The 17,708-nt window shown below is 75.3% G+C and carries 17 protein-coding genes and 2 tRNA genes; 12 read left to right on the top strand and 7 right to left on the bottom strand.

The genetic code is table 11. The features are described 5' to 3' along the window. Positions 1-247: 247 nt before the first annotated feature. The 4 genes from H9657_RS05610 (at position 248) to H9657_RS05625 (ending at position 4,430) form a co-directional block, all read left to right on the top strand. The gene (locus H9657_RS05610; protein ID WP_191781203.1) at positions 248-1,123 is read left to right on the top strand and encodes a hypothetical protein; all 876 of its coding nucleotides are present in this window, start codon (positions 248-250) and stop codon (positions 1,121-1,123) included. Positions 1,124-1,330: 207 nt separating this feature from the next. After that, entirely contained in the window at positions 1,331-2,122 is a 792-nt protein-coding gene (rph, locus tag H9657_RS05615) for a ribonuclease PH (protein ID WP_191781205.1), read from the top strand. After that, entirely contained in the window at positions 2,119-2,772 is a 654-nt protein-coding gene (gene rdgB, locus H9657_RS05620; protein ID WP_191781207.1) for an RdgB/HAM1 family non-canonical purine NTP pyrophosphatase, read from the top strand. The genes rph and rdgB overlap by 4 nt, the downstream gene beginning before the upstream one ends. Then, entirely contained in the window at positions 2,769-4,430 is a 1,662-nt protein-coding gene (locus H9657_RS05625; RefSeq protein WP_191781209.1) for an ABC-F family ATP-binding cassette domain-containing protein, read from the top strand. The genes rdgB and H9657_RS05625 overlap by 4 nt, the downstream gene beginning before the upstream one ends. A gap of 22 nt (positions 4,431-4,452) precedes the next feature. Here the strand turns inward: H9657_RS05625 and H9657_RS05630 are convergent, their stop codons facing one another. Beyond that, a complete protein-coding gene (locus H9657_RS05630) occupies positions 4,453-5,118 on the bottom strand; it encodes a Pr6Pr family membrane protein (protein WP_318241316.1) in 666 nt (221 codons plus the stop codon). Next, positions 5,115-5,669, bottom strand: coding sequence for an NUDIX hydrolase family protein (locus tag H9657_RS05635; protein ID WP_191781213.1), 555 nt, complete (start codon positions 5,667-5,669; stop codon positions 5,115-5,117). Before H9657_RS05635 ends, H9657_RS05630 begins: the two co-directional genes overlap by 4 nt. 118 nt (positions 5,670-5,787) lie before the next feature. Between H9657_RS05635 and trxA the strand changes: the two genes are divergently transcribed. Both trxA and H9657_RS05645 read left to right on the top strand, forming a co-directional pair. Then, the gene (gene trxA / locus H9657_RS05640) at positions 5,788-6,156 is read left to right on the top strand and encodes a thioredoxin (RefSeq protein ID WP_191781215.1); all 369 of its coding nucleotides are present in this window, start codon (positions 5,788-5,790) and stop codon (positions 6,154-6,156) included. A 337-nt stretch (positions 6,157-6,493) separates the two neighbouring features. Continuing rightward, on the top strand, positions 6,494-9,469 hold the full coding sequence (locus tag H9657_RS05645) for a glycosyl hydrolase (RefSeq protein ID WP_318241317.1): 2,976 nt from the start codon (positions 6,494-6,496) through the stop codon (positions 9,467-9,469). A 54-nt stretch (positions 9,470-9,523) separates the two neighbouring features. Here the strand turns inward: H9657_RS05645 and H9657_RS05650 are convergent. Beyond that, a tRNA-Leu gene (locus H9657_RS05650) sits at positions 9,524-9,606 on the bottom strand. Between the two features lie 45 nt (positions 9,607-9,651). Then, complete coding sequence (gene bcp, locus H9657_RS05655; protein WP_191781219.1) at positions 9,652-10,119, bottom strand: thioredoxin-dependent thiol peroxidase; 468 nt, start codon at positions 10,117-10,119, stop codon at positions 9,652-9,654. Between the two features lie 124 nt (positions 10,120-10,243). Between bcp and H9657_RS05660 the strand changes: the two genes are divergently transcribed. From H9657_RS05660 to H9657_RS05675, 4 genes are all read left to right on the top strand, one after another. Next, a complete protein-coding gene (locus tag H9657_RS05660) occupies positions 10,244-10,540 on the top strand; it encodes a GroES family chaperonin (protein ID WP_191781353.1) in 297 nt (98 codons plus the stop codon). A 117-nt stretch (positions 10,541-10,657) separates the two neighbouring features. Further along, positions 10,658-10,918, top strand: a complete 261-nt coding sequence (locus H9657_RS05665; RefSeq protein WP_191781221.1) for a hypothetical protein — start codon at positions 10,658-10,660, stop codon at positions 10,916-10,918. A gap of 78 nt (positions 10,919-10,996) precedes the next feature. Next, positions 10,997-11,072 (top strand) — tRNA-Lys (locus H9657_RS05670). 174 nt (positions 11,073-11,246) lie between these two features. Beyond that, positions 11,247-12,758 carry a dihydrolipoyl dehydrogenase family protein gene (locus tag H9657_RS05675; protein ID WP_191781223.1) on the top strand — a complete coding sequence of 504 codons (1,512 nt, stop codon included), beginning with the start codon at positions 11,247-11,249 and terminating at the stop codon, positions 12,756-12,758. A gap of 24 nt (positions 12,759-12,782) precedes the next feature. Here H9657_RS05675 and H9657_RS05680 read toward each other — a convergent pair whose 3' ends face one another. From H9657_RS05680 to H9657_RS05690, 3 genes are all read right to left on the bottom strand, one after another. Next, positions 12,783-13,796 carry a glycine betaine ABC transporter substrate-binding protein gene (locus tag H9657_RS05680; RefSeq protein ID WP_191781225.1) on the bottom strand — a complete coding sequence of 338 codons (1,014 nt, stop codon included), beginning with the start codon at positions 13,794-13,796 and terminating at the stop codon, positions 12,783-12,785. Between the two features lie 97 nt (positions 13,797-13,893). Further along, positions 13,894-14,664, bottom strand: coding sequence for an ABC transporter permease (locus H9657_RS05685; RefSeq protein ID WP_191781227.1), 771 nt, complete (start codon positions 14,662-14,664; stop codon positions 13,894-13,896). Then, the gene (locus H9657_RS05690; protein WP_191781229.1) at positions 14,652-15,377 is read right to left on the bottom strand and encodes an ABC transporter permease; all 726 of its coding nucleotides are present in this window, start codon (positions 15,375-15,377) and stop codon (positions 14,652-14,654) included. The genes H9657_RS05685 and H9657_RS05690 overlap by 13 nt, the downstream gene beginning before the upstream one ends. A 183-nt stretch (positions 15,378-15,560) precedes the next feature. Here H9657_RS05690 and H9657_RS05695 point away from each other — a divergent pair, with 183 nt between their 5' ends. Together H9657_RS05695 and H9657_RS05700 are read left to right on the top strand one after the other, a co-directional pair. After that, a complete protein-coding gene (locus H9657_RS05695) occupies positions 15,561-16,559 on the top strand; it encodes an ABC transporter ATP-binding protein (RefSeq protein WP_318241325.1) in 999 nt (332 codons plus the stop codon). Between the two features lie 94 nt (positions 16,560-16,653). Beyond that, a complete protein-coding gene (locus tag H9657_RS05700; protein ID WP_191781233.1) occupies positions 16,654-17,577 on the top strand; it encodes an ATP-grasp domain-containing protein in 924 nt (307 codons plus the stop codon). The last annotated feature ends 131 nt before the right edge of the window (positions 17,578-17,708 follow it).

Below are 17,708 nucleotides of genomic sequence, written 5' to 3' on the forward strand. Positions count from 1 at the left end.
GTCGAGCGCGGCACGAACGAGTACCGCGTCGGGCGGCTGAGTACCGCGCTCGGCGACGGGCTGTGGATCGCGCGAGCGGGTGGCGTGGCGTTGCTGCGAACGTGCGGGCATGACGGGTCGGGGCGCGGGTGGGCAGGTCGTCGGCGGGCGGGACGTCGCCGGGAGGACGACGGGCCGCGTAGTGCAGGGTGTCGTGGGCGGCCGTGCGGGGGTCGAACCCGCGCACGGCCAGGCCACGGACGTCACGGTGGTCCACGTCGCTCCCACGGCCCGGGGCGCCGCGGCGGACGCCGAGCAGCTGCAGCGCGCGCTGCGAGAAGGGCGCCTCGTCCGCGTGCGACGCGGCTCCTACGTGGCCGCCGGCGTGTGGCGCGACCTCGACGACGGCGCCCGGCACGTCGCCCTGGTGCGCGCGGTCCTGGCGGCCGCGTCCGCACCGCCGGTCTTCTCCCACGGGTCCGCGGCCGCCGTGCTGGGCCTCCCGACCGTCGGGCACCGCGACGACGCCGTCCACGTCGTGCGCGGACCGGCGGACGGCGGGAGGTCGCACGGGGACGTCGTGCGGCACGCCGTCGCCGGGCACGTGCCGGTCGCGGAGGTCGACGGCATCGTGGTCACGAACGCGGCGCGCACCGTGGTGGACCTGGCCAGGACGGCCGGCCTGGTCCCGGGGGTCGTGGCGGGCGACGCCGCGGTCCGGTGCGGGCTCACGAGCCTCGCCGAGCTGCGCGTCGAGGTCGCGCGCGCCGGGGGCGGCCGTGGGGTCCGCGCCGCGCGTCGCGTGGTCGAGCTCGTCGACCCCGCGTCCGAGTCGCCGGGCGAGTCGGTCAGCCGGGTGCGGATGGCCGAGCTCGGGCTGCCGGTCCCCGTGCTCCAGCACGAGGTCCGGGACCGGCAGGGGCTCGTGGGGCGGGTGGACTTCTGGTGGGCGGAGCAGGGCGTGGTGGGCGAGTTCGACGGCCGCGTGAAGTACGGCACGGGTGATCCGGAGGTGCTGTGGGCGGAGAAGCTGCGGGAGGACCGGCTCCGCGCCACGGGCCTGCGGGTGGCGCGCTGGACGTGGTCCGACGCGTGGGCGGGCGACCCGATGGCCGCTCGCCTGCGTGCCGCAGGTCTCCGCTGACACATCCGCGCCGGTGTCGAGCGCGGCACACCACCGTCCAGTGCGACACATCCAGGTGCCGCGCTCGGTGGTCGTGTACCGCGCTCGGCGGGAGGGGGGGTGAGGGCGGGGCGTGGTTCGGGGGCGGGGTCCTGTCCACGTAGGGTCGTGGGCATGGTGAGTGCGGGTGGTGCGGGTGCAGGTGTCGGGACGGTGGCGGGAGCCGGGGTGAGCGCGGGCGCGGTCGTACGGGCCGACGGGCGGCGGGCGGACGAGCTGCGGCCCGTCACGATCACGCGGCGGTTCCTCGAGGCGGGCGAGGGCTCGGTGCTCGTGGAGTTCGGCGGCACGAAGGTGCTGTGCGTCGCGTCGTTCACCGAGGGTGTCCCGCGGTGGCGCAAGGGGTCCGGCGAGGGCTGGGTGACCGCGGAGTACGCCATGCTGCCGCGCGCGACGAACAACCGGTCCGACCGCGAGTCCGTGCGCGGCAAGGTCGGCGGACGCACGCACGAGATCTCGCGTCTCGTGGGCCGCTCGCTGCGCGCCGTGATCGACGTCGCGGCGCTCGGCGAGAACACGATCGTCCTCGACTGCGACGTGCTGCAGGCCGACGGCGGCACGCGGACGGCCGCGATCACCGGCGCGTACGTCGCGCTGGCCGACGCCGTCGCGTGGGCCACCGAGAAGCGCCTCGTCAAGCCGGGTCGCCAGGTGCTGCGCGACTCCGTGGCCGCCGTCAGCGTCGGCATCGTCGACGGCGTCCCGGTGCTCGACCTGCCGTACGTCGAGGACGTCCGCGCCGAGACCGACATGAACGTCGTCACGACGGGTGCGGGCACGTTCGTCGAGGTGCAGGGCACCGCCGAGCACGCGCCGTTCGACCGCGCCGAGCTCGACGCGCTGCTCGACCTCGCTGTCGCGGGCACCGCGCAGCTCGCGGCGCTGCAGGCGGCCGTGCTGGCGGCACCCGCGGGCGACGGCACCGCCACGCGGGCGGCGGTGCCGGGCCTCGAGCCGTGACCGCCCCCGACGCGCCCGGACGCCTCGCCGTGCCCCCGGGCGCGCGACTCGTCCTGGCGACGCACAACGCGCACAAGGTCGCCGAGCTGCGCGCGATCCTCGCGCCGGTGCTGCCTGACCTCGACCCCGCGGCCGTGCTCGGTGCCGCTGACGTCCACGCGCCCGAGCCGGTCGAGGACGGCGTCACGTTCGCGGAGAACGCGCTGCTCAAGGCGCGTGCGCTCGCGGCGGCCACGGGCCTGCCCGCGGTCGCGGACGACTCGGGCCTGAGCGTGGACGTCCTGGGCGGCGCGCCCGGCATCTTCTCGGCACGCTGGGCCGGCCGTCACGGGGACGACGCCGCCAACCTCAGCCTGCTGCTCGCGCAGCTCTCGGACGTGCCGCCGGCCCACCGCGGCGCGCGGTTCGTGTGCGCGGCCGCCCTGGTGACGCCGGACGGCACCGAGCACGTCGAGATCGGGACGCTCGAGGGCACCCTCGCCGCGGCGCCGCGTGGCGAGCACGGCTTCGGCTACGACCCGGTGCTCGTGCCGCTCGGCGAGACCCGCTCGTGCGCCGAGCTCACGCCCGCGGAGAAGAACGCGATCAGCCACCGCGGGCAGGCGTTCCGGGCCCTCGTGCCGCACCTGGTGGCGGCGCTGCGGGCATGAGCGCGGCGGTGGCACCCCGGCCCGGTGACGTGCAGCTCGTCGCGCAGGCCGTGACCTTCGGGTACCCCGGCCGGCGCATCCTGGACCGGCTCGACCTCACCGTCGCACCGGGTGACCGCATCGGGCTGGTGGGGGAGAACGGGGCCGGCAAGACGACGCTGCTCGGCGTGCTCGCCGGGCGGCTGCACCCGCAGGAGGGCACGGTGCGTCGCCGCGGGACCCTCGCCGTCGTCGAGCAGGACCTCGCGGTCTCCCGCGAGGACACGGTCGGGACGATCGTCGACGCGACCGCGGACGCGGCCCGGGCCGCTGCGGCCGACCTGCAGGCCGTCATCGACGGGTTCGACCACGACGGCGGCGACGTCGCGGCGCTGTCGGCCGCCATCGCGCGCTACGAGCACCTCGCGGCGTGGGACGTGGACCGTCGCGTCGACGAGGGTCTGTCGCGCCTGCAGGCGCCCCGGGACCGGGACCGGCGGCTCGCCGAGCTCAGCGTGGGCGAGCGGTACCGGGTGCGGCTGGCGTGCCGGCTCGCCGAGCGGGCCGACCTGCTGCTGCTCGACGAGCCCACGAACCACCTCGACGAGGGCGGTGTCGCGCACCTGACGGCACAGCTGCGGGCGTGGAGCGGCGGTCTGGTCATCGTCACCCACGACCGCCGGCTGCTCGACGACGTGATGACGGCCGTCCTCGACATGGACCCGTCGATGGACGGGCGGCCGGTGCTCTACGGCGCGGCGCGCTACGCGGACTACCGCTTCGCGCGCGACCAGATGCTGCGCCGCTGGCGCGCCCGCTACCGGGCCGAGCGCAAGCGGGCGCGCGTGCTGGCGGAGCGGCTCGACGCGTCCTACGAGGGCCTGTCGGACGAGTGGCGCCCGCCCAAGGGCTCGCAGAAGCACCGTCGCGGCACGCGCGCCCGGCAGCACGTCAAGGCGGCCGACCGGCTGATCGAGCGGCTCGAGGCGCAGGCGGTGGACGTGCCGGTGCCGCCGCCGGCCCTGCACTTCCCCGACCTGCCCTCCGTGCCGCCCGGCTACCCCGGGGGCCCCCTGCTCGAGGTGCGGGGACCGCGCGTCGCCGCGCGCCTGGACCTGCCGGGCCGCCGCGTCGAGGTCATGCCCGCGGGCCGGCTCCTCGTCACGGGCGCGAACGGCGCCGGCAAGTCGACGCTGCTCGCGGCGCTCGTGGGCGGCGTGACCCTGGACCGGGGGACCCGGGCGGTCGCGCCGGGCGTGCGGTGCGGCGTGCTGGCGCAGGAGGGCCCGGGCGAGCGGTCCGTCGCGCCGGGCGGTCCGTCACCGACGGCCTTCGACGCCTACGCGCGCCACGCCCTCGACCTGCTCGACGCCGGTGCGCTGGACCCGGACGCGCTCGTCCCGGTCGCCGCGCTCGGCCTGCTGTCCGAGGCCGACCTCGAGCGTCCGCTGAGCGAGCTCTCGATCGGCCAGCGGCGCCGCTTCGACCTGGCCTGCGCGCTGCTCGCAGCGCCGCACGTGCTGGTGCTCGACGAGCCGACCAACCACCTGTCGGTGGGGCTCGTCGACGAGCTGACGACGGCGCTGCGCGCCACGTCGGCCGCCGTGGTCGTCGCCACGCACGACCGCCAGCTGCGCGCCGACCTCGCCGACTGGCCGCACCTCGACCTCGGCGGGTGACCCGGGGGGTGGCCGGGCGCCGTCAGCGCGGCGCGCGGGGCAGGACGCGGTCGACGCCGCGCAGCACGACGCCGAGCAGCGCCCCGAGCACGACGACCAGTCCCGCGCCCGCGAGGGCCCGCGGCGTCCCGAGGCGCTCCGCGTCGAGGAACGGGTAGGGGTACCAGCCCAGGGCCCGCCCCCGCACGAACGTCCAGACGAGCCACACCGCGGGCAGCAGCAGGGCGTCGGCGCACGTGCGCCACGCGATGCGCGGACGTGGGCCCACGGCGGCCCACACTACGACCGTCGCGACCGGGACGACCGTGTGGGTGAGCGCGTCGGCGACGCGTCCTGCGAGGTCCGGGGCGGTGTACGGGGCGAGCACGAGGTGCGCCGTGACGGCGGTGACGACGACGAACAGGAGGCTGTCGAGGCGCAGCGCGCGGAACACGGGCCCGTCATGGCGAGGGCGCAGGGCCAGCAGCAGGGACACACCCGCCACCAGCACGTTCGTCCAGATCGTGAAGTAGCCGACGAGCCGCACGAGCCGTTGCGCCGCCGCTGTGTCGCCCGCGCCGAGCGCACGCGCGACCTCGATGCCGACGCCCACCGCCGCGCACGCGGCGACGGCACCGTGCAGCACCCGGGCGGCGGTGTCGCGGCGGGCCGTCGCCGCGTCGCCCACCGCGCCCGGGGCGCTCGTCACGGCAGGCGGCCGGCCCACGCCATCGCCTGGCGCAGCAGGAGACCCTGCCCGCCGTTCATCTCGACCTGCACGGCCTCGGTGCACGCCTCCTCGGGCGTGAGCCAGGCCAGGTCGAGCGCGTCCTGCTGAGGGCGGCAGTCGCCGGTCACGGGCACGACGTACGCGAGCGAGACGGCGTGCTGCCGCGGGTCGTGGTACGGCGTGACACCCGGTGTCGGGAAGTACTCGGCGACCGTGAACGGCTGCGGCGACGCGGGGACCTGCGGCAGCGCGACCGGCCCGAGGTCCTTCTCGATGTGGCGCAGCAGCGCGTCGCGGACACGCTCGTGGTACATCACGCGACCGGAGACGAGCGCGCGGGACATGACGCCCTCGCGCGTCACGCGCAGCAGCAGGCCCACGGCGACGACGTCGCCCGACTCGTCGACGCGCACCGGCACCGCGTCGACGTACAGGATCGGCAGCTGGGTGCGTGCGGTCGCGATCTGCTCGGCGGACAGCCAGCCGGCAGGACGTTCGGGGCCAGGGGGGTACTCGGCGGACGCGGTCACCGTGCAGTTCTACCCCGTCGCGGCCCGCGGGGCCGCATCGCCTCGCGGCGGGCGCGGGGAATAGCCCGGGGCGCACCGGCGCTGTATGCGTGGACCCCTGCAGGATGGAGAAAGACACATGGCCACCACCACGCTGACCGCCGACACGATCGCCGACACGATCAAGGACAACGAGATCGTCCTGGTCGACTTCTGGGCGTCGTGGTGCGGACCGTGCCGCATGTTCGGCCCCGTGTTCGAGGCGTCGAGCGAGCAGCACCCCGACATCGTGCACGCCAAGGTCGACACCGAGGCCGAGCAGCAGCTCGCCGCGGAGCTGCAGATCAGCTCGATCCCGACGCTCATGGCGTTCCGGGACGGCGTCCTCGTCTTCAACCAGGCCGGTGCGCTGCCCGCGCCGTCGCTCGAGCAGGTCGTCACGGCCGTCAAGGAGCTCGACATGGACGACGTGCGCGCCAAGATCGCGGAGCGCCAGGCGCAGGTCTGAGACCCCGCTCGCCGAACGGCGGAGGACCCCCCGGGGGTCCTCCGCCGTTCGAGTTGACGCGTGTCAACGCGATGTTAACGTGGTGTCCAGAACGCACCCATCGCAGCGCGACCAACGGGGGCCGCGCGGGGCGCGTCACGGCGCACGGCAATGGAGCACGTGCACCGTTGAGACAGGGTGACGCCCGGCGTGCGCCTCGCGCCTGGTGGTCGCCTGGGGGCCATCCGCCATGCCAACACGTTTCCGGACCCCACGGGGGTCCCTGTTCCACCATGCCCTGGACGCGGTGCCGGCACCGTGGTCACGACGCCGGGTGGCGGCAGGTGCCGCCCTCGCTGTGGCCCTCGCCGGGGCCCTGGTCGTCGTCCCCGGAGACCGTTCGACGGCCGCCGAGGGCGTCGTCGACGTCGGCGCCGGTGGCTACGCGGCCGCGCCGGTCGGCCCGACGCCCGAGGGCTGCGACTCCGTGGAGGCCGACCCCCGCGCGGCCCTGACGGACGACGCGCCGCAGGGACCGCTGCCCACCAACGACTGGTGGTCCTCGCTGCTCTACAAGCGGCTCGACTGCCGCATGAGCGAACCGCTGCACGCGCACCCGGCGTCGTACCAGCCGACGCCCGCCGGCCTCGGCCTGTCGACACCGCGCGAGGCGACGCTGTCCGGCACGCCGGGCGGGATCGGGGAGTTCCACTTCACGTTCGTGCAGGACGTCGTCGTCGGCGTCGCCGGGCTCGACGCGCCGACCGTGCAGGTCGCGGACTGGACCGACTGGACCGTGACACCGTCGTGGTCCGACGGGACGCGCAGCATGCGCGCGACCATCGGCCACGGCCTGCCCACGTCGTGGTACCACCTCGAGGGCGGGGACGCGCTGCTCACGTCGCAGCACGACGTCCGCGTGTGGGAACGTGACGGCGCGACGCTCGGCTTCACCGCCAACGGTCACGACTACGCCGCGTTCGCGCCGTCCGGCTCGTCGTGGCAGGTCGCGGGGTCGACCCTGCGCTCGTCGCTCGCCGGGCAGGGCTACCTCGCCGTCACGGCTCTCGCCACGGACGCGGACGCGACCGACGCCGAGCGCGCCGCCGCGCTGGACGCCGTCGCCGGCTCCGCGTTCGCCGAGGTCACCAGCACCGTCGCGACCTACAGCTACGACGCGGCTGCCGCCGTCGTCCGCACGACCTACGAGGTCGGGACCACGCCGCTGGAGGGCTACGCGGACGGCCCCGTCGTCGCGCTCTACCCGCACCAGCAGCGGTACCTGACCGAGGTCGACGGCGACGAGATCGACGCCACGTACCCCAGCCCGCGCGGCACGATGACCGCCTACGCGGGGACGACGTCGTTCACCACCGCGACCCCGTTCACCGGCATCCTGCCGGAGGTCCCGGCGGTCGCCACGTCGAGCGGGTCCGGGCGCGCGACGCTCGACCGGCTGCTCGCCGAGGCCGCCGCGGACCCGCTGCCGATCCTGCGCGCCGACACCTACTGGACCGGCAAGGCACTGGGACGTGCCACGCGGATCGTCGAGATCGCCGACCAGCTCGGCGAGACGGAGGTGCGTGACAGGACGCTCGGGCTGGTCCGGGACACCCTCACCGACTGGTTCACCGCGAGCCCGGGCAAGAACGAGCAGGTCTTCGCCTACGACGGGCGCTGGGGCACGCTCATCGGGTACCCGGCCTCGTACGGCTCCGACACCGAGCTCAACGACCACCACTTCCACTACGGCTACTTCATCGCGGCCGCGGCGACGCTCGCACGGTTCGACCCGCAGTGGGCGTCGGACGGGCAGTACGGCGGCATGGTGGACCTGCTGATCCGCGACGCCAACGGCTACGACCGGGACGAGACCCGGTTCCCGTACCTGCGCGACTTCGACATCTACGCCGGGCACGACTGGGCCTCGGGCCACGGCGCGTTCGCCGCCGGCAACAACCAGGAGTCCAGCTCCGAGGGCCAGAACTTCGCCGGGGCCCTCGTGCAGTGGGGCGAGGCGACCGGTGACACGACCGTGCGGGACGCCGGTGCGTACCTCTACGCGACGCAGGCCGCGGCGATCCAGGAGTACTGGTTCGACCAGGCCGAGGCGATCCCGGAGGGCTTCGGGCACACGACCCTCGGCATGGTCTGGGGCGACGGCGGCACGTACTCGACGTGGTTCTCCGCCGACCCGGAGATGATCCAGGGCATCAACACGCTGCCCATCACCGGCTCGCACCTGTACCTGGGTCAGCGTCCCGACGACGTCGTGGCCAACTACGCCGAGCTCGTGAAGGTCAACGGCGGGAAGCCGTCGGTGTGGCAGGACATCCTGTGGAGCTACCTCGCCCTCGGTGACGGCGACGAGGCGCTCCGCCAGCTGCAGGCCGACCCGGGCTACGCGGTCGAGGAGGGCGAGTCGCGGGCGCACACGTACCACTGGGTCGCCAACCTGGCGGCGCTGGGGACCCTCGACACGAAGGTGCGCGGGTCGAGCCCGCTGTCGGCCGTGTTCGTCAAGGACGGCCGGCGCACCTACGTGGCCGCGAACGTGACCTCGCAGACGCGCACGGTGCGGTTCAGCGACGGGACGCGCCTCGAGGTGCCCGCCGGTCGCACGGTCACGTCCGGCGCGTACACCTGGTCCGGCGGCGGGGCGGTCGGCGGCCCCGGGACGCCGACGTCGAGCCCGAAGCCGACGTCGAGCCCGAAGCCGACGACGACGCCGAAGCCGACGTCGAGCCCGAAGCCGACGTCGACCCCGAAGCCGACGACGACGCCGAAGCCGACGACGAGCCCCAAGCCGACGACGACGCCGACGGCGACCCCGAAGCCGACGTCGAGCCCGACGCCCGACCCGTCGCGCGGGCTGCTGCTCGGGTTCGGCGGCAACGGCACGCTCGTGCCGGCGCCCGGGCAGGCCGGGACGATCCAGCTGGCCCCGGCCCGCGGGATCGACACCGTGACGGAGCCGAGCGGCGCGGTGGTCCTGCAGGCGAAGGGCCTGACGGCGACGGCCACCGGTGGCACGACGGCCTTCGACGTCGGGCTCGACGCCGGGACCGCCGTCGGCAACGGCACGCGCGTGTCGGTGCAGTACGACCTGACCGGTGACGGCACGTGGGACCGGGTCGAGGTGTACCGGTACTTCGCGACGGACCCGGTGCCGGGTGCCGAGAGGTACACGCAGGCCGTGGGCCTGGACCGGGCCACGGGCGCGCTGGGTGACCTGCGCGGCGGCACCGTGCGCGTCGCGCTGTGGAACGCCATCGGCAGCGCGCCGACGGTCGTGAGCGCCGGAGACGCGGTGCTGGAGCTGCCGTTCCGCTGAGCGGTGGACGACGGCGGGGCCGGGGCGCGTACGCCCCGGCCCCCGCCGTCGTCGTGCGGGAGACGGGAGTCGAACCCGCACGCCCTTGCGGGCACCAGGACCTAAACCTGGCGTGGCTGCCGTTTCACCACTCCCGCGTGCGCCCCGAGTCTGGCACGTGCGCCGTCACCCGGGGCGGGTGGTCAGTCGATGCCGAGGTCGCGCCGCAGCTTGGCCACGTGACCGGTGGCGCGCACGTTGTACTGCGCGAGCGCGACCTTGCCCTCGGGGTCGACGACCACGGTGGAGCGGATCACGCCCGTGGACGTGCGCCCGTAGCTCGTCTTCTCGCCCCACGCGCCCCAGGCCTCGATGACGTCGTGGTCCGGGTCCGACAGGAGGGGGAAGGTGAGCGCCTGGTCGTGCGCGAACGCCGCGAGCTTGTCGACGGGGTCGGGCGAGACGCCGAGCACGGTGTAGCCGGCGGCCGTCAGCGAGGCCAGCGAGTCGCGGAAGTCGCACGCCTGCGTGGTGCACCCGGGGGTGGCCGCGGCGGGGTAGAAGTAGACGACCACCGAGCGGCCGCGGAGGTCCCGGAGGGACACCTGGTCACCGGTGGCGGTCGGGAGCGTGAGGTCGGGAGCGGGCTCTCCGACGGCGAGGCGGGGCACGGTGCACTCCTGCGGGGTCGGGGGTGGGGACGACGAGCGCCAGCCTAGATCGCCGCGGGGTAGCGTCGAGGACGTGAGTGCACCGAGCGAGACCCCCGGCACCGGACGCGACCTGCCCCTGCGGATGCTCAACGACCGGCTCCTCGTCGAGCTGGACGCCGACGCGCCCGAGCGCCGCACCGGCGGCGGGATCCTCATCCCGGCGACGGCCGCGATGGGCAAGCGGCTGGCCTGGGCCAGCGTCGTCGCCGCGGGTGAGCACGTGCGTCAGGTCGAGGTCGGGGACCGGGTGCTGTTCGACCCCGAGGACCGTGCCGAGGTCGAGCTGTCGGGGCGGACCTACCTGCTGCTGCGGGAGAAGGACGTGCACGGCGTCGCCGACCCCCGGGCCGGGGCCGAGGGCACCGGCCTGTACCTCTGACCGGTACGGCCGCGCCGACGGCGACGGCGGCGGCTCGCCCGTTCCCAGCCGGGCGGCGTATCTTCCGGAGGACGGGTCGGGACGAGGGTCCGACCACCGCGTGGGACGGGGTCGACGATGCACGAGCGCCATCTGCCGGACGACGCAGGCGCGAGCCCGGAGCCCGCGTCCATCGGACCGGACGAGTCCGTCGTCGTCCTCGGCGTCGACACCGCGCAGCACGCGCAGGAGCTGCTGGCCGAGCACGTCCCGCTGACGCTGCTGGTCGACCTGCTGCACCCGACGGGCGAGACGTCCGCCGAGCTCCTCGAGCAGGAGGGGCTCCCGGAGGACTCGTGGTGGGCGCCGTCGACGGACGAGGACGCCCGCGACGCGTGAGCGTCGTCACACAGGGGCCGCTGAGGCGCGATCGGGTTCGCACCCGGCCCCGTGGTCCTGCTAATCTCTTCGAGCCGCGCGCCTCTAGCTCAACTGGCAGAGCAGCTGACTCTTAATCAGCGGGTTCCGGGTTCGAGTCCCGGGGGGCGTACCACCCACGAAGCCCCGTCAGGTCCTCCTGGCGGGGCTTCGTCGTTCCCGTGACCAGCCTCGTCGCCCCTTGCGCCACGTACGTCGACGTCGTCCGAGCGCTCCTGCCGCCCGCTCGACGGGCGCCTCCTGCGGTCCCGCGTCACCATGAACCGCACGCCGGGCGGACGGAGGAGCGATGGCCGAGGTGACGGACGAGTACGACGTGGTGGTCCTGGGAGCCGGCGCCGTGGGGGAGAACGTGGCCGACCGGGCGTCGCGCACCGGCCTGAGCGTCGTCGTGGTGGAACCCGCACTGGTGGGGGGCGAGTGCTCCTACTGGGCCTGCATGCCGTCCAAGGCGCTGCTGCGGCCCGGTGACGTGCTGGCCGCCGCGCGCGCCGTGCCGGGGGCGGCAGCAGCGGTCACGGGCGGCATCGACCCGGCGGCCGTGCTCGTGCGCCGCGACGAGGTCGCCGCGCACTGGGACGACGCCGGTCAGGTGGCCTGGCTCGAGGGGGCCGGCCTGACGCTGCTGCGTGGGCGCGCGCGGTTCACCGGTCCGCGGGTCCTGGTCGTCGAGGAGGCCGACGGCTCGCTGCGCACCGTCACGGCGCGTCGCGCCGTCGTCGTCGCGACCGGCTCCGTCCCCGTGGTGCCCGGGACGTTCGCGGACGTGCGGCCGTGGACGAGCCGCGAGGCGACCTCGACGCACCGGGTCCCGCCGCGGCTGGCCGTGGTCGGCGGCGGCGTGGTCGCCACCGAGCTGGCGACGGCCTTCGCGGACCTGGGCAGCGAGGTGACCGTGCTGGTGCGCGGCGAGCGCCTGCTGGCCGCGGCCGAGCCGTTCGCGGGCGAGGCGGTCGCGCGTGCGCTGACCGACCGCGGTGTGCGGGTCCTGCTCGGGACGTCCGTGACGTCGGCCGTCCGCGACGGGGACGAGGTGCGGCTCGTCGTCGAGCGGCGCGCGACGGCAGCGGGGGACGGCCAGGACGCGACCGACCGGCTGTCCGTCGACGAGGTGCTCGTCGCGACGGGCCGCCGGCCGGCGACGGACGACCTCGGCCTGGAGACCCTGGGGCTGCGTCCGGGTGACGCGCTCGAGGTGGACGACCGGCTCCAGGTCGCGGGCGTCGACGGCGGGTGGTTGTTCGCCGCCGGGGACGTCACCGGCCGGACCGCCACGACGCACCAGGGCAAGTACGACGCCCGCGTCGTGGGCGACGTGATCGCCGCCCGGTTCGACCCGCGGCCCGCCGCCGAGGGGCACGCCGGTGGTACGCGTCAGGGGCTGTCCCGGCAGGCCGAGGCGGAGGCGGCGCCGTGGTCCCGCTACCGCGCGACCGCGGACGTCGGGGCCGTGCCGCAGGTGGTGTTCACCCGCCCGCAGGTGGCCTGGGTGGGCCGGACGCACGAGCAGGCGCAGCGCGACGGTGTGGAGGTCGAGGTGCTCGCGTACGAGCTGGGCGACCTCGGCGGTGCGAGCGTGACGGCCGAGGACTACGAGGGCCGGGTGCAGCTCGTCGTGGACGTGGCGCGCGACGTCGTCCTGGGCGCCACGTTCGTCGGTCCCGACGTGGCGGACATGCTGCACGCGGCGACCGTCGCGGTCGTGGGGGAGGTCCCCCTCTCGCGCCTGTGGCACGCCGTGCCGTCGTACCCGACGCTCAGCGAGGTGTGGCTGCGGCTGCTGGAGGCGGCGGGCCGCTGAGCCCACCGCCTCCAGCCTCCCTGCTCAGTCGCGCGTGGCCAGCGAACCGTCGGACGACGTGACGAGCCCGACCGCCGCGTCACCCTGCCGCACGGCCTGACCGATGAGGGCGAAGTCGTAGGACTTGAACTCGCCGACCGTCAGGCCGTACGTCTCCTCGAGGCCGATCTGGCAGAACGGCCGCTCGGGGCACTCCGGGGGGCCCGCGAGCACGACGTCACCGCAGGCCGCCGACAGGTCCGACAGCGTGGTCAGCTCGTGCTCCGCGGCGAACTCCGCGGTCACGGCGAACGCGTTCTGGTCCTGCGCGTCCGACGCCGCACCGACCACGAGGCCGCTCTTCTCGGCGAGCGGCTCCAGCGCGGTGACGGTCTCCGCCACGTCGCTCGACGCGACCGACGGCGCGTCCGCGCCGTTGACCTGGGCGTTGAGGTAGGTCACGAGCGTCGCCGCGTACTCGGGGACGACGGCGATCTCACCGGACTGCAGCGCGGGCAGGTACGTCTCGCGCGCCCCGATCGTCTGGGCCTGCGCGTCGAAGCCGGCGCTGCGCAGCACCTGCGCGTAGATCTCCGCGAGCGTGATGCTCTCGGAGAAGTTGGCGGCACCGACGGTCAGGCTCGTGCCGCTGCCGACCGACGCGTCGCTCGACTCCAGGGACTCGTCGGTCACGAACTGGGCGGCGACCTCGGTCGGGGTGCGGCGGTCGACGTCGACGGCGCGGTTGAGCTCGATGAGCCGGTCGGTGTCGAGCGCGGCCGAGACTGCGTCGAGCAGCTCGACGACCTGCGGGTGGTCGGCCGCGACCTGGGCGTTGATCGCCGGGATGACGTTGTCGGCGTTCTGCAGGCCCAGGTCGTCCTCGAGCACGACGAGCGTCTCGCCCGCGACGGGCTCGCAGGCCGGTGCGCCGCCGGCCGCGCTGGTGGGGTCCGACTCGGCCTGCCCCCCTCCGGAGCCGGGCGTGCCGCACGCGCCGAGCGCGAGGACGGCGGCGGTCAGGACGCCGAGCGTGCGGGTGCGCGGGTTGGTGCGCATCGGAGGTCTCCTGTCGTGGGTACGGCGTGGGTACGGCGTGCGTGGCGTGGGTGCGGCGTGGCGACCTGCTGGCCGGGGGACCGCCGGGGGCGGGTGGTCAGGGAGACGGCGCGGGATCATTCGAACCGCCGGGGGCTCCGACGGCAACCGGAAGCGCCCGGCCCCGTCGCGGGCCGGGCCGGGTGTCGGAGGAGGCGCCGCGCGTGCGGCTCCGCAGCCCGCGCGGCGTCACGACGCGCTCGAGGACCGCGAGGAGCCCCTCGACGAGCAGGCACAGGCCGGCCACCAGGATCCCCCCGGCGAGCGCCTTGCCGTAGCGCTGCGTGGCGAAGCCGCTCACGACGACGGTGCCCAGGCTCGTGCCGCCGACCAGGGCCGCGAGCGGGACGGTCGCGAGCACCTGCACCGCGCCCGTGCGGATCCCCGCGGCGATCAGCGGGACCGCGAGCGGCACCTCGACGGACCACATGACGCGGGCGCCCGACATGCCGAGCCCGCGCGCCGCGTCGCGCGCGTCCGGGTCGACGCCCCCGATGCCCGTCACGGCGTTGGCCAGGATCGGTGGCACCGCGAAGACGGCGCACGCGAGCGCCGTGGCCGTGTTGCCGAACCACCCGGTCGCGGCCAGCAGGGTGAGCAGGGCCAGGGTCGGCAGCGCGCGCGTCGTGTTGGCGACGACCACGCCCACCGTCGCCCCGCGGCCGCGGTGGCCGAGCCAGAGCCCGACGGGCAGCGCGACGACGAGCGCGATCGCGACGGCGACCGCGGACACCTCGAGGTGCGTGCGGGTCAGGGCGAGCACACCCTGCCGCCCCGTCCAGTTGAGGGGGTCGTTGAGCCACTGGAACGCCTCCGTCAGGACGTCCACGCGGCCTCCTGCGGTGCGGTGGCGGGCGGGGTCGCCGCCGCAGAGGCGCGTCGCCACGGGGTCAGGGCGCGCCCCAGGAGGGCCAGCGCGAGGTCGGCGACGAGCGCGAGCACGAGGCACAGCACCGTGGCCGTCATCACCTCGGCGTGGTAGTTGCTGCGGAAGCCGCGGAACATCAGCTGGCCGAGGCCGCCGTACCCGACGACGACACCGACCGTGACGAGCGCGACCGTGCTGACCGTCGCCAGCCGGAGCCCCGCCACGACGGCAGGGACCGCCTGCGGCAGCTCGACGCCCAGCAGCAGGCGCAGCCGGCCGTAGCCCATGCCCCGGGCGGCGTCGCGCACCGCCGGGTCGACGCCCTGCAGCCCGGCCAGCGTGTTGCGCACCAGCACGAGCAGCGCGTACAGGACGAGCCCGATGAGCACGGTGGTGCGCCCGATCCCGGTCACGGGCGCGAGCACCGCGAACAGCGCGAGCGACGGGACCGTGTACAGCACACCGGTGGCGGCCAGCACCGGGCCGGCGAGCCGCGGGCGGGCGTGCGCGAGCGCGGCGAGGGGCAGCGCCACCACGAACGCGATGAGCACGGCCTGCACCGTCAACGACGCGTGCTGCTGGGTGTAGCGCAGCACGTCGGACCCGTTGCGCTCGAGGTAGTCCCACGAGAACCACGGGTTGGCGACGGTCGCGACGACCTGACCGGACGGCATGCGCTCGAACCTACTGACGGGGACCGACACGCGCGCGGGGGACGCCCGGCGCGCGGCTGTCGGAGCCTGCCGCTAGCGTCGCTGGTCGTGACGACGTCCGTACCGGGAGCCGACCCGACCGCGAGCGCGCCCACGAGCGGACCCACGAGCGTCGCCGCGGCCGACGAGGCGCACGCGGTCGCCATCCGGTTCGACTCGGTGCGCAAGGAGTACGCGGGATCGGTCGCGGTCGACGACCTGTCGCTCGCGGTGCGCGAGGGAGAGCTGCTCGTGCTCGTCGGGGCGTCCGGCTGCGGCAAGTCGACGACGCTGCGGATGGCCAACCGCCTCGTCGAGCCGACCGCCGGGCGCATCGTCCTCGGTGACGAGGACGTCACCGACGTCGACCCCGTCGCCCTGCGGCGCCGCATCGGCTACGTCATCCAGAACGTCGGCCTCTTCCCGCACCGCACGGTCGCCCAGAACGTCGCGACGGTGCCCTCGCTCCTGGGGTGGGACCGCCGGCGCACGCGCGACCGGGTCGCCGAGCTGCTCACGCTCGTCGGGCTCGAGCCCGCCCGATACGCGCGACGCTGGCCGCACGAGCTGTCCGGGGGCGAGCGCCAGCGTGTCGGCGTCGCACGGGCGCTCGCGACCGACCCGCCCGTGCTGCTCATGGACGAGCCGTTCGGGGCCGTCGACCCGGTGGGGCGCGCGCGCCTCCAGCAGGAGTTCAGCCGCCTGCAGCGGGACCTCGGGACGACCGTGATGATGGTCACGCACGACATCGACGAGGCCGTCCGCATGGCCGACCGCGTCGTCGTGCTGAGCCGCGGGGCACGGGTGGAGCAGCTCGCCTCCCCGCTGGAGGTCGTCGCGCGGCCGGCGACCGGGACGGTCGCGGACCTCGTCGGACGGGGTCGCACGGCACGCCTGCTGGCGCTCGGCCGGCTCGAGCCGACCGACCTCGACGACGCACCGCGCGGTGACGACGGCCCCGGTCCCGGTGGTGCCGGGCCGACCGTGCGGCTCGGAGCCGAGCTGGGCGACGTCGTCACCGCGCTGACCGCGGCCGTCGACGCCCCCGGCGGGACGAGCGTGGGCGTCCTGGACGAGTCGGGGCGGCGGGTCGGGACGGCGTCGGCCGCGAGTGTGGTGCGCGCGCTGCACCGCCTCACGGCGGCCGGCGGCGGACCCGCCTGACCGTCCCGGTGCGCGGCAGGGTGCCGCCCGCGCGTCGTCCGTGCGTCACGCGCCCGCAGCGTGCGCGACACACCGCGTGGGTACAGTGCGAGGCGTGAGCGAACCCACCGCACGTCTTGCCCTGGCCACGTGCGCCCAGCTGCCGCAGCTCGACCCCGACGACCTCCCGCTGCGCGCGGCGCTGACCGAGCGCGGCGTCCCCACGGACGTCGTCGTGTGGGACGACCCGACGGTGGACTGGTCGGCGTACCCGCACGTGCTCATCCGCTCGACGTGGGACTACACGGACCGGCCCACGCAGTTCGCCGACTGGACCCGCCGCGTCGAGCGCACGTCGACGCTGCTCAACCCGGCCGACGTGGTCGCCTGGAACATCGACAAGACCTACCTGCGCGACCTCGAGCAGCGCGGCATCCCGATCGTCCCGACGATCTGGCTCGACCCCGAGCGCAACCTCAACGCCCGCGCGATCCACACGCGCTTCCCGGCGTTCGGCGACTTCGTCATCAAGCCCACGGTCAGCGCCGGCTCCCGCGACACGGGCCGCTACGACGCGGGGCAGACCCCGTCGCGGTCGCTCGCCATCACGCACGCCAAGAACCTGCTGGCCGTGGGCCGGCGCGTCATGCTGCAGCGCTACCTGACCCAGGTCGACACGCAGGGCGAGAGCGCGCTGGTGTACGTCGACGGCGCGTTCAGCCACGCGGTCCGCAAGGAGCCGCTGCTCGAGGGGCCGTACCGCGCGGGGCAGACGGAGGGCGTGCTCTTCCGCGAGCGCGTCCTGGCCGCACGTGACGTGACCGACCAGGAGCGCGCGGTCGGCGACCTGGTCGTCGAGGAGCTGGGCAAGGTGTTCCCCGACCATGCCCCGCTGCTGTACACGCGCGTCGACCTGATCCCCGACGACGAGGGCCGTCCCGTGGTCCTCGAGGTCGAGCTCGCGGAGCCGTCGCTGTTCTTCGAGCACGCCCCCGGCGCGGCCGAGCGGTTCGCGGACGCGGTCGCCGCGCGGCTGTGACGCGTCTCGCACACCCCCGGGCCCACCCCGGGGCGAATGCGTGACGAAGGTCGGCGCCGCACCGGCTACACTCATCGTCGGCCCGGCGCACGCGTCGGACCAGGTGCAGGACGGCCGGTCTCCCTCGGGAA

Source organism: Cellulomonas avistercoris, from assembly GCF_014836445.1.
Taxonomy (GTDB): Bacteria; Actinomycetota; Actinomycetes; order Actinomycetales; family Cellulomonadaceae; genus Cellulomonas; species Cellulomonas avistercoris.